This window comes from Streptomyces sp. V1I1 (assembly GCF_030817355.1).
Classification (GTDB): Bacteria; Actinomycetota; Actinomycetes; order Streptomycetales; family Streptomycetaceae; genus Streptomyces.
Map to the genome: position 1 here is coordinate 5,441,801 of NZ_JAUSZH010000001.1, position 12,821 is coordinate 5,454,621.

A 12,821-nucleotide genomic window follows, 5' to 3' on the forward strand; every position below is an offset into this window, starting at 1 on the left:
ATCGAGAATATGGGGACTGTCCCCACTTTTCAATACGGCCTGGCCAGTGCGGGGTTCAGGCATTGGTTCAGGCAGCGGTGGGCACGCCCAGTTCGCTGTCCAGCAGGATCGCCTGGTGCAGTTCGTGCAGCTGCCGGCACGGAGCGATTCCCAGCTCGCGGTCGAGCACGGAACGCACGTTGTGGTACGCCTGCAGGGCATCGGGCCGCCGGTCGGAGCGGTACAGGGCGAGCATCAGCTGCCGGTGGAACGCCTCGATCAACGGGTGCTTGGCCACCAGTGTGTACAGCGGCCCTACCAGCTCACGGTGGCGCCCCAGCGTCAGTTCCGCCTCGTTGCGCATCTCGATGCACTCCAGCCGCGTCTCCTCCGCCCAGGTGGCGAATTCGTCCACGATGGAGCCGCCGCGCAGCTCGCCGAGCACGGTGCCGCGCCACAGCGAGAGGGCCTGGCCGCAGATCGCGGATGCCTCCGCATGGCGCCGGGCCCTGATGGCGGTACGGCCCTGCTGTGCCAGCTGCTGGAACTCGTGGGCGTCCAGGGTGCTGTCGCCGAGCTGGAGTACGTAGCCGGGATAGTGGGTCACGATAGGGCTCTTCGCCCGGTCGTTGCGTTTCAGGAGTTTACGTAGCTGCGATATGTAGACGTGGAGCGTTGCGGTGGCCCGTCGAGGTGGGTGCTCGCCCCAGATCTCGTTGCACAGCTGGTCCGTGGAAACGACATCCTCGGCGCGCACCAGCATGGCCGCGAGGAGGGATTCCACTTTTGGCGCGCTGATGGCGAAGATCTCGTCACCGTCAGTCATGCGCAGGCTTCCCAAGAGTTCGAATCGCATTTTCTTGTTGCCCTTCCGGGGATCGCGGTGACCGACGGCGCTCAGCGCGACACTGAGCCGTAGCGACCGTCGAGGTACACGAGAGGACGTGCCGCAGCGCCTTCGCGCGCGTAAACCGGCTGGCCGATCACCAAGGTGTGATCACCGGCCGGCAGGTCGTAGACCTTGCGGCAGACCATCACGGCAGTTACGTCATCGAGCAGCGGCACGCCGTGCGGGCCCGTTCGCCAGCTGGTCGGTGGCGCGAATCGGTCGGCGCCACTGCGGGCGAAGACAGTGGCCAGCTGCTGCTGGTCTGTCTCCAGAAGGTGTACGGCCACGAACTCCGCCGCGCACACCGTGGCCCAGGAAGAGGCGCGACGGCCCACTCCGAAGGACACCAGAGGCGGTGCGGAGGAAAGTGAGGCAAGTGAGGTCGCGGTGAACCCGACGGGCCCGCCCTCTCCCGCCGCTGTGACAATTGCCACACCGGCAGGGTGTTTGCGGAAAACCCGACGGAACGCCTCTTCGGCTATCGGCTGTGCGTCCGTAGATCTCGCGGACGGACATTTGCTGGACGCGGACCATACGTGATGATGGGCGATCCCACCTTGACTCACATCAACCCCCTGAAGGAACGGCGCCGGCATCGGACCAGCGGTCCAATGCCTCGTTCATCGCGCTGACTTCAGGTTTTCAGAGGGCTCACGTACTTACATCAGTGGAAATACGTACGGCCATGAGCCGGGCCAGCTCGGCCCGTGATCCGATCTCCAATTTGCGGTAGATACGTGAGAGATGGACTTCCACTGTGCGCGGGCTCACTTTCAGTGCCTCCGCGATCTCACGGGTCCGCTGGCCGGTGCCGGCGAACCGCGCCACCTCCAGCTCCCGCTGGGTCAGCAGACCGAGATCGGGCACCGCCGGTATGGGGGCGGGCGACAGGGCATGGCAGCCCCTGCCCAATGAGCTCTCCAGCGGAGCGTCAGGGCTCAGTCGCGCGAAGAGAAGCACGCTCCACTGCTCGGCCAGCTCCTGCGCCGACGCCCACAGTCCCGCCGCTCTCTCCGGGCGGCTGCTGACGCTCGCCGCCCGCGCGGCGCGGATGTGTGCCGTCAGCCTCAGAAGCCTCAACTGCGCGTTGTCGAAGGCACGTTCCGCCTGCTGGTACGCGGCCACCGCGGAGTCCGGGTCGTCCTGCTGGCTGAGCACATGCCCGCGTGCCAGCAGTGCGTATGCCCGGGTGTGCGGCAGACGGCATGCCTGGGCCGCATGTGCCGCGCGGTCGGCCCACCATGGGGCGCTTCCGGTGCCGCTGGACAGCGAGGCGAGGGTGAGCAGTTCGTAGCCCCGCGTGCGCTGCGGCAGCTCAAGTGCCTTCAGGTCCGAGGGGCCGAGCTCCAGGACCAGGCTCAGACACCGTTCGGGGCTGCCCTGCAGCAGCAGCGACTCGCCGAGCGTGAGCACCGCGGCGCAGTGCCAGCTTCCCGACGAGGGCCTCAGCGCGCGCAGCGCCTCCTCCGTCAGTGCCGAGGCCCGGCTGCTGCCGGGCGGTTCCGCATAGGTGACACACAGCGCCTCCTGGGCCAGGGTGAAGGCGCGCAACTGCTCGGCGCCGAGGTAGCCGGCCAGATCTGTCGCTTCGGCGGCGGACCGTCGCGCGCTCTCGAGCCGGCCTTGGCGCAGCTGGGCCTCGGCGAGTCCGCTCAGCAGCACGGGCAGCATCGCGTTGTGCGAGCAGTCCCGGACCACCGCGATGCCGCGCTCGTAGAAGGATTCCGCTTCTCGCGGCCGCCCCAGCCCTGATGCGCACCAGCCGAGGAGAGCGAAGTACTCGGTGTGGAAGTACACCTCCGAGTTGCTCAGCTCGTCCATCTGACGCACAGCCGCGTCGTACGACGCCAGGCACTGCTTGGTACGGCCAACGGTGAGTTCGCCCAGCGCGTGCAGCGCCATCGCCCCGGCCCTGGTCACCGGTTGACCGCCCGCGCGGGCCAGCAGCAGGGCCTCGGCCGCCAGGTCCGGCAGGTCGTCGCTCCCGCGCAGCGAGGAGACGATGCCCCGGTAGATCACGAGCCGGGCGAGCAGATCGTTGTCGGCGTCGCCGATCGCCGAGAGCGCGGCGAGTTCGGTTCTGAGCAGAGCGTCCGCCTCGGCGAACCGGCCGTGCAGGCATTCGACGATTACACAGAGCCGGATCGCCGCGCGGTGCGCCTCGTTCGGCCCCATCGCGGAGCCCTGCGTCAGCTGCTGCTGAAGCGCTTGGTCGTCGGCCAGATAATTGGCCGCGCGCAGCGCCCGTGCCAGCGGCGGAATCAGACCGAGGAGCCTGCCTGTCGACTCCTCCGACAGCCCGTGCAGCGCGAACAACAGCCAGCGGACAGCGTCGACGGGCGAGCTCAGCGCGGTCTCCTCGCCGGCCCGGGCCAGCGTCTCCAGGTCTTCCGGGGTGAAGCTGTTGGTGGACAGCTCGATATGGACGGCGCGCTCGGAGGCGGAAGCCGCACGGCGGTTGAGCACGGTCAGCGCCCTGCGGTGGGCCTGGGACCGCCAGCAGCGGTCGGCCTGGTCGTGCAGAAGCCTGCGCAGCACCGGGTGACGGAAGGCGAGTTGCGCGGCGGAGCAGCTCAACGGGCGCAGTACGTCGAGCTGGATGAGACCGCTGACGATCGAGCACACCTCGTCGATCGGCAGCTCGGACACCGCTGACAGCTCTTCCCGGCTGAACCGGTCACCGAGCACCGCTCCCGACTCGGCCACCAGCCGCTCGCCGGGATCGAGCACGGCCAGTTCGGCCGCCAGCGGGGCCAGCCGTCCGGTGAGCAGACTGGTCCGTAACGCCGGGCTGAGCGGGGCGGACTCGCCCAGCACCAGCAGATACAGCGGATTGCCGCGGCTCTCATGGAGAACGGACGGCAGCCAGCTCGTGTCGGTCCGCACCCCGAGCAGCCGGGCTGCCTGATCGAGGTTCATCGGCTCCAGCTCGATGCGGCTGACGTGCTCCTGCTCCACCCCCTGGGCGAGGGTGCTCAGGAGGGACGGGGCGGCCTGCCGGGGCCGGTGCGCGATCACGATCAGTATCGGCGCCCGGACCGACCAGCGTGCCAGATGGTCGGCGAGCTCCAGGGACTTCGGGTCGGCCCAGTGGAAGTCGTCGAGCACCAGGAGCAGTCCGCTGCCTGCGGACTGGGTGAGCAGGGCATGCACAGCCTGTGACAGCGGGAGCGGTTGGAGCCCACTGCCCCGGCCGCCGAGCCGGGCACACAGTCCGGCTCGCAGTAACTCGGCGTGTTCGGGAGAGAGGGCGGCAAGGCGTTCCTGTGTCATGAGGCCGTTCAGCGCCCGGGTGAATACATGCAATACGTCGTGCTGTTCGGCTGGATAGCAGCGGCCGTCGAGCACCGTGATGCCACGGTCCCGCGCCGAGGAGGCCAATTGCGCGAGCAACCTGCTCTTTCCCGAGCCGGGCTCACCCAGCAGCTCGACGATGCCGCCGTGGCCGTCTTCCAGACGCTTGAGTGCGCGTAAGAGCTGAAGCGACTCCTCGCAGCGCACCGAGGATATTCGTGATGAACTCTCTATGATCAACGGCGTATTCACGATGACGATACCTTCCCCCTCGAGGTTAGACGTCTCGTGCGAAACGATAACGATCACTCACTGTCCATGGTACGTGTCGGTTGTTACGGTGGTCTAAACCAACAAGAAGCATGTGAAAGTGATATGGGCGTGCCCTGGCCGGCTGTCGCCGGCCAGGGCTTCCCAGGGAGCCTGCGGGGTGTCCGGCCTACTGGGCCCTGACCTCGCGCGAAGCGTTTTCGGTTTGCTCCTGCGCCGGTTCGCCGCCGGCTGCCGACGGGACTGTGCGCATGATGAGGGTGAGCAGGATGGTTGCCGCGGTGAATCCGGCTCCCCAGGCGAAGGCCGTGGTCACACCCTCGGTGAGGATGAAGTCCGCGACACCCTTGGTGTCGAGGCCCGCGGGGACGTCGTCCGCGGCGCTGCGGCTCGCGGAGCCGAAGACGGTGACCATGATGGCCAGGCCGAGCGCGCCGCCGATCTGCTGCATGACGTTCAGCAGGCCCGACGCGGCACCGGTCTCTTCCGGTTCGATGCCGGACATCAGGATGGTGGTAACTCCGACCAGCAGCGTGCCCATGCCCAGGCCGGCGACCAGCATCGGGCCGAGCAGCGCCGAAACGTAGTCGGAGGTCGGGGTGATCTGGGCGAACCACACCAGGCCGACGCTGATGGCGGCCGCGCCGACCGCGGTGAGCACCCTCGGGCCGAAGCGCGGCAGCAGCTTCGCCGCAATGCTGGAGGTGGCCAGGATCAGCAGCGCCAGCGGTACGAACGCCATGCCCGCCTGGATCGGGGTGAAGCCCCTGACCTCCTGGAGGAACTGGGTGAGGAAGAAGAACATGGCGTTGCCGGCCGCCATGACGAACAGCAGCGACAGGTATCCGGTCGCGCGGTTGCGGTCGGCGAACAGCCGCAGCGGGGTGATCGGCTGCCGTGCGTTGGTCTCGATGAAGAAGAAGACGACGAGCAGTAGGACGGCCAGGGCGAAGGAACCCAGCGTGAGTGCGTCACCCCAGCCGCTCTCCGCGGCCCGGATGAAGCCGTACACCAGCGCGGTCATACCGACCGTGGACGTGAGCGCGCCGCCCAGGTCGAAGCGGGCCGGTGTCCGGTCGGTCTCGTGAATGAACATCGGCGCGACGATCAGCAGCACCACACCGATGGGCACATTGATGAAGAGCACCCAGCGCCAGGAGAGCCAGTCGGTCAGCAGGCCGCCGCCGATCAGGCCGATCGCGGCGCCGGAGCCGGAGACCGCGGCATACGCGCCGAGCGCGCGGGCCCTGGACTTCTCGTCGGTGAAGTGGGTCGCGATCAGCGCGAGCACGGTGGGTGCCGCGATCGCCGCGCCCACGCCTTGCAGGGCCCGGGCGATGAGCAGCATCGCCGCGGAGTTGGACAGCCCGCCGAGCAGGGAGGCGGCGGTGAACACCGTGACACCGATGAGCAGTCCACGGCGGTGTCCCAGCACGTCTCCGGCCCGGCCGCCGAGGAGCAGCAGTCCTCCGAAGGTGAGCAGATAGGAGCTCAGCACCCAGGAGAGGCCCGTCGGGGTGAAGTCGAGCGCTTCCTTGACCTCGGGAAGGGCGATGTTCACCACGTTGACGTCGAGGATCAGCATTGTCTGGAGGGCGAGGACGATGACGAGCACCATGCCGGGACGGCGGGTTGCGGCATCGTCGCCCTTGGGTGGGGGGCTCTGGCCCGCAGTGCTCGTGACGGTCTCTTCACTCATGGTTCGGACATCTCCTCGAAAGGTAAACGGGGACCTTCCTCGCTTCGTATCAGGAAGATACAGGGAGGGTCCCCGTTTATCAATCACCCGCATGTTTCGGTCAGTTGACGCCAAGTTCCCGGTCGATGAAGTCGAAGATCTCGTCGTCCGAAGCGGCGGTCAGCGACACCGCCTCCGTCCCGTTCGCCTCCGGCTCCCGGCCGTCCGACTCCAGGCGCAGAAGCAGGTCCCGCACCCGGCCGGTCAGCCTGGTGCGCCCACCGTCCGCCGCGGACAGGGAGGACAGCCGAGCCTCGATCCGGTCCAGATCCGCCAGTACGGACGTCACGGCGTCGGCCTCGGCGGGCGCGAGCGCGGTCAGCAGATGCTGGGCGAGTGAGAGCGGCGTCGGATGGTCGAAGACGAGCGTGCTGGGCAGCCGGAGCCCGAAGGCCGAGTTGAGCCGGTTGCGCAGCTCCACCGAGGTGAGCGAATCGAAGCCCAGATCCTTGAACGGACGTTTCGTGCCGACCCCGTTGGCGTCGGTGTGCCCGAGCACCGTGGCTACATGACCACGCACCAGGTCGAGCAGCAGTTCCAGCCGCTCCCCGGCACCCAGCGCGCCAAGCCGCTCCTGAACCGTCGGCCCCCCCGCCGGACCCGCGGAACCGCCCGCAGCCTTGCGTACCGCCCCCCGGGTCTCGCCCGCCAGCTCACCGAAGAGCGCCGGGAGCATGCCGGCGCGTGCCCGGCTACGCAGGGCCACGAGATCCAGGCCGACGCCGACGGCAAGCGGCTGACGACCAGACAGCGCCGCGTCGAAGAGCGCGAGGCCCTGCTCGGACTCCAGCGGAAGGATGCCGTCCCGGGCCATGCGGGCAAGGTCGGCGTCGCCGAGGCCTTCCGTCATGGAACTGCTCTCGTCCCAGAGTCCCCAGGCGAGGGAGGTGGCGGGGAGTCCGAGGGTGTGGCGGTGGTGGGCGAGTGCGTCGAGGAAGGTGTTGGCGGCGGCGTAGTTGGCTTGTCCTGGGGTGCCGGTGAGGCCGGAGATGGAGGAGTAGAGGACGAAGTTGGTGAGGTTGTGGTGGGTGGTGAGGTGGTGGAGGTTCCAGGCTGCGTCGGTTTTGGGGCGGAGGGTGGTGTCGAGGTGTTGGGGTGTCTGGGCGGTGAGGGTTGCGTCGTCGAGTACGCCGGCGGTGTGGATGACGGCGGTGAGGGCGTGGGTGTGGGGGATGGTGTCGAGGAGGGTGGTGAGGGCGTCCGGGTCGCTTGCGTCGCAGGCTTCGATGCGTACGTGGGCGCCCAGTGCGGTGAGTTCGGCGGTGAGTTCGGTGGCGCCGGGGGCTTGGGGTCCGCGGCGGCTGATCAACAGCAGGTGGCGCGTGCTGTGCTGGGTGATGAGGTGGCGGGCGAGGAGGCTGCCGAGGGTGCCGGTCGCGCCGGTGATCAGCACCGTCCCCTCCGGATCCAGCGGTGCAGGCAGCGTCAGCAGCGCCTTGCCGGTGTGCCGTGCCTGGCTGAGATGGCGCAGCGCCTCCGGCGCGTGGCTGACGTCCCACGCCGTCACCGGCAGTGGCCGAAGTGCCCCCGACTCGAAGAGCCGCACCAGCTCGGTCAGCATCTCCTGGACGCGCTCAGGGGGCACCCGCATCAGGTCGTACGCCGTATACGTCACGCCCTTGAACCGCTCCTCCACCTCCGCCGCATCCCGGATGTCCGTCTTGCCCATCTCGAGGAAACGGCCGCCGGGCGCCAGCAGCCGCAGTGAGGCGTCCACATACTCCTGGGCGAGCGAGTTGAGCACCACGTCGAATCCCCGGCCTTCGGTGGCCGACCGGTAATGCTCCTCGAAATCGAGGGCGCGGGTCGAGGCGATCCTGGCCTCGTCGACACCGAGTGACCGCAGCACCTCCCACTTGGGCCGACTCGCCGTGCCGTACACCTCCAGGCCCCAGTGCTGGGCGAGTTGCAGCGCGGCCATGCCCACGCCGCCGGTCGCTGCGTGCACCAGCAGAGACTCGCCCCGGCGCGCCTTCGCGAGATCGACCAGACCGTAGTACGCCGTGAGGAAGACGACCGGGATCACCGCGGCGTCGGTGAAGCTCCAGCCCACCGGCATCCGCGCCACCCATCGGTGGTCCGTGACCGCCACCGGGCCGATCGCGCCCAGCGGGAACAGACCCATCACACGGTCGCCGGGCGAGACCGAGGTGACCTCCGGACCCGTCTCCAGGACCACACCGGCCGCCTCGCCGCCGATGCGCGCCTCGTCGCCCGGGTACATGCCGAGACCGACCAGCACATCGCGGAAATTCAGTCCGCCGGCGCGCACCGCCACCCGCACCTCGCCCGGGCCCAACGGCGCGCCCGCCTCGGGCGCGGGCAGCAGAGCCAGGTTGCCGAGCGTGCCGGTGCTGTGCACGTCGAGCCGCCAGTGCTCGGTGTCCACCGGCGGCACCAGCACCTCGGACGCGGAGTCCGCGCGCACGATCCTGGGCGCGTAGACCCCGCCGTCCCGCACGGCCAGTTGGTACTCGTCGCCGGCGAGGAGCGCGGACACGACTGTCTCCGCCACATCTGCCCGGTCCCCGAGAGCCCTGTCCAGGTCCAGCAGCGCGAACCGGCCCGGGTGTTCGGACCGCGCGCTACGGCCCAGACCCCACACGGTGGACGCCGCGAGATCCTGGATCTCCGGGCCGGGCCGGGCGGCCACCGCCCCCTGTGTGACCAGCACCAGACGCGCGTCGTCCGAGCCGTCGTCGGCCGGCCAGTCCTGCGCCAGCCAGCCCTGGGCCAGTTCGAGCGCGCGGGTGCTCAGAGCGCGAGCCCGGTCGGGGACCGTACCGTCCGTCTCGTCGCCGACGAAGCTCGCCAGCACCATCCCGGGCGCGGGCGAACCGGCCTCCACCGCTGCGCGCAGCGACGCCAGATCGGCGTGGGCAGGCACGCCGAGCGCCTCGGCGAGCCCGAGCGGGTCGGGCCCCAGGACGACAACGCTGCCCGGCGCCGCCGCGGCGTCGGTGGCCTGCAGCGGCTTCCACTCCAGCAGGTGGAGCGGCGTACGCGACAGGGCGGAGCTGTTGCCACCCGCGGCTGCGGCGGCGAACTCGGCGAGAGCGCCGGCCCGGGCGGTGAGTGCCGTCACCGTGGCGACGGGGGCACCTGTCGGATCGGCCAGGTCCAGTCGCATCGTGTCTTCGCCCTCGGGGGCAAGCCGCACCCGCAGCGCGGTCGCGTCCACCGCGTGCAGCTGGACGCCCTGCCAGCTGAAGGGAAGCAGGATCTGCTGCTCCCTGCCGGGGTCGGCCGCGTCGAGCACGCCGCGTGCCAGGGCCCATGGGTGGAGGGCGGTGTCGAGGAGTGCGGGGTGGAGGGTGTGGCCGGCGGGGTCGGTTCCCTGGGGGAGGGCGATTTCGGCGTAGAGGGTGTCGCCGTCGCGCCAGGCGGCGGTGAGGCCTTGGAAGGTGGGGCCGTAGCTGTAGCCACGCTCGGCGAGGCGGTCGTAGATGTCGGTGAGGTCGATGGGGTCGCCGGGCGGTGGCCAGGCGATGGGCTCCTGGGTGGCCTGGCTGTGGGTGAGTGTGCCGGTGGCGTGCTGGGTCCAGGGCTCGGTGTCGTCGGTACGGGAGTGGATGGTGAAGGGACGGCTGCTGTCGTCCGAGGGCGGGCCGACTGTGAGGTGAAGGGTCACGGCCTGTTCGGGAGGCAGCGTGAGGGGGGTTTGGAGGGTGAGGTCTTCGATGGTGGGGGTGTCTGTGTGGCTTGCGGCATGCAGGGCGAGGTCGATGAAGGCGGTGGCGGGGAGGAGGGTGGTGCCGGCGATGGTGTGGTCGGCGAGCCAGGGGTGCGTACGGGTCGAGATCCGGCCGGTGAAGACGAGTTGGTCGGTGTCGGCGAGGGTGATGAGGGCGCCGAGGAGGGGGTGGCCGGGGGCTACCAGGCCGGCCGAGGTGACGTCGGATGCGGCGGTGGTGGGGGCGAGCCAGTAGTGCTGCCGTTGGAAGGGGTAGGTGGGCAGGCTGCCCGGATCACTGGGCGTACGGTCCGGGTTCCAGGTGGTGGGCGTGTGGCCGCTGGTGTGCAGCCGTGCCAGCCCCCCGGCGAACGACTCTGCTTCTGGGGCGTTCTTGCGCAGGGTGGGGGCGAGCATGGCCGCCGTGGTGAGGGTTTGCTGGGCGAGGGCGGTGAGGGTGCCGTCGGGTCCGAGTTCGAGGTAGCGGGTGACACCGGCCTGTTCGAGATGCTGGATGCCGGGGTGGAAGCGGACGGCCTGGCGGATGTGACGTACCCAGTAGTCCGGGGTGGTGAGGTCGTCGCCGGTGGCGGGCAGTCCGGTGACGTTCGAGACGACCGGAATGGCCGGGGAGTTGAACGCGAGTTTGGAGATCGCTGTGCGGAACTCTTCGAGTACGCCGTCCATGTGGGGGGAGTGGAAGGCGTGGCTGACCTTGAGGCGGGTCGTCTTACGGCCCTGCGCGGCGAAATGGGTCGCGACGGCTTCCGCCGCGTCCGCGTCGCCCGAGATGACGGTGGCCTCAGGACCGTTGACCGTGGCGACGGCCAGGTCTCGGCCGAGCGCGTCGAGCAGCGTAAGCACCTCGTCCTCGGTTGCCTGGAGGGCGATCATGGTGCCGTCCTTGCGGGCGGACTGCATGTAGCAGCCGCGGGCGGCGACCAGAGCCACGGCGTCGTCCAGCGAGAAGACGCCCCCGACATGGGCGGCGGCGATCTCACCGATCGAGTGGCCGATCAGGAAGTCCGGCGTGAGCCCGTGGTGTTCCAGCGTGCGGTAGAGCGCGGTCTGCAGGGTGAAGAGGGCGGCCTGGGTGTACTGGGTCTGGTTGAGCTGATCCGCGTCCACCCCCCACATCACCTCGTGCAGCGGGCGGTCGAGGATCTCGTCGAACCGGTCGCAGACCTCGTCGAAGGCGGTGGCGAACACCGGGTGTGATTCGTAGAGTTCGCGTCCCATGCCCAGGCGCTGGCTGCCCTGGCCGGTGAAGAGGAACGCGGTCTTGCCGGTGGTCGCGGTGCCGGTGACGAGGCCCGGTGCGTCGGTCCCTGAGGCGAGAGCGTGCAGTCCGGCCAGCAGGGTGCCGCGGTCGTCCGTGGGGATGACGGCGCGATGGTCGAAGCGGGTACGAGCCGCCAGTGCGGGGGCTATGCCGGCCGGTTCTGTGTCGGGGTGCTCGGTGACGTACGCGGCCAACTGCCGTGCCTGATCGCGCAGCGCGTCCTCGGTCTTCCCCGACAGCAGCCAAGGAATCTCCGGGGCCAGGGCGGACTCGTCGGCCGTCTCGGGCTGCTCGGCCGCCTGTTCGATGATGACGTGCGCATTCGTGCCGCTGATTCCGAACGACGACACGGCGGCGCGGAGAGGCACGTCGCCGGAGGCGTTCCAGGGGCGGGCCTCGGTGAGGAGTCTGACGGTGCCGTCGGACCAGTCGACGTGGTCGGTGGGCCGGTCGGCGTGCAGCGTCCGCGGCAGTACGCCGTGGCGCATGGCCATCACCATCTTGATGACGCCTGCCACGCCCGCCGCGGCCTGTGTGTGGCCGATGTTCGACTTCAACGACCCGAGCCACAAGGGGTGCTCGGCGTCCCGCCCGCGGCCGTACGTATTGATCAGGGCCTGCGCTTCGATCGGGTCGCCCAGCGTCGTGCCGGTGCCGTGTGCCTCCACGGCGTGCACCTGGTCCGGAGTCAGCCGTGCCGCAGCGAGCGCCTGCCGGATGACGCGTTCCTGGGAAGGGCCGTTCGGAGCCGTCAGCCTCCCGCTGGCGCCGTCCTGGTTGGTGGCGGTGCCGCGGATGACCGCGAGAACCGGGTGACCGTTCCGTTCGGCGTCCGACAGTCGCTCGACGAGGAGCAGACCCACGCCCTCGCTCCAGCCGGTGCCGTCGGCAGAGGCGGAGAACGCCTTGCACCGTCCGTCCGGGGACAGACCACGCTGACGGCTGAACTCCACGAAGGTGTTGGGCGTCGCCATCACCGTCACGCCGCCCGCAAGCGCGAGTGAGCACTCGCCCTGGCGCAGCGCCTGGGCGGCCAGATGCAGGGCCACCAGCGACGAGGAGCACGCGGTGTCCACCGATACCGCCGGGCCCTCCAGGCCGTAGACGTAGGCGAGGCGTCCCGACGCCACACTGCCCAGGCTTCCGCTGGCGAGGTACCCCTCGTACTCCTCCGGTGCGGGACGCAGTCGCGACGCGTAGTCGTTGTACATCACGCCGGCGAAGACGCCGGTGTCGCTGCCGCGCAGCGTCGTGGGGTCGATACCAGCCCGTTCGAAGGTCTCCCAGGCGGTCTCGAGCAGCAGCCGCTGCTGCGGGTCGGTGGCCATGGCCTCCCGCGGGCTCAGCCCGAAGAATTCGGGGTCGGACTCCGCCGCCCCGTACAGGAATCCACCGTGCTCGGTCAGGGACTTGCCGACCGCCGCCGGGTCCGGGTCGTACAGGTCCTCGTCCCAGCCGCGGTCCTCGGGGAAGGTGCCGATGGCGTCGGTGCCCTCGGCGACCAGCTGCCACAAGTCGTCGGGTGAGGCGACGCCGCCCGGATAGCGGCATGCCATACCCACGATTGCGATCGGCTCCTGCTGTGCCTCCTCGATCTCCGTCAGGCGGCGCCTGGCCTGGCGCAGATCAGTGGTCGCCCGCTTGAGATATTCGCGGAGCTTGTCTTCGGTGTTCGCCACGGGAGATCAACCTTTAC

Annotated in this window: 4 protein-coding genes and 1 pseudogene; all 5 read right to left on the reverse strand. The window is 69.5% G+C overall.

Features of this window, described 5'->3' with window-relative positions:
- Positions 1-67: 67 nt before the first annotated feature.
- On the reverse strand, positions 68-805 hold the full coding sequence (locus QFZ67_RS25690; RefSeq protein WP_307663432.1) for an AfsR/SARP family transcriptional regulator: 738 nt from the start codon (positions 803-805) through the stop codon (positions 68-70).
- Positions 806-876: 71 nt separating this feature from the next.
- On the reverse strand, positions 877-1,350 hold the full coding sequence (locus tag QFZ67_RS25695; protein WP_307665960.1) for a flavin reductase family protein: 474 nt from the start codon (positions 1,348-1,350) through the stop codon (positions 877-879).
- A gap of 169 nt (positions 1,351-1,519) precedes the next feature.
- Positions 1,520-4,414, reverse strand: a complete 2,895-nt coding sequence (locus tag QFZ67_RS25700; protein ID WP_307663433.1) for a LuxR family transcriptional regulator — start codon at positions 4,412-4,414, stop codon at positions 1,520-1,522.
- A gap of 187 nt (positions 4,415-4,601) precedes the next feature.
- Entirely contained in the window at positions 4,602-6,131 is a 1,530-nt protein-coding gene (locus QFZ67_RS25705; protein ID WP_307663434.1) for an MFS transporter, read from the reverse strand.
- A gap of 100 nt (positions 6,132-6,231) precedes the next feature.
- Positions 6,232-12,795: pseudogene (locus QFZ67_RS25710) on the reverse strand (SDR family NAD(P)-dependent oxidoreductase); the annotation flags it as partial.
- Between the last annotated feature and the right edge of the window lie 26 nt (positions 12,796-12,821).

What these genes read in the sequence shown, in the direction of transcription:
- QFZ67_RS25690 (WP_307663432.1), bottom strand. Translation starts at nt 805, where the DNA reads ATGACTGACGGTGACGAGATCTTCGCCATCAGCGCGCCAAAAGTGGAA.
- QFZ67_RS25705 (WP_307663434.1), bottom strand. Translation starts at nt 6,131, where the DNA reads ATGAGTGAAGAGACCGTCACGAGCACTGCGGGCCAGAGCCCCCCACCC.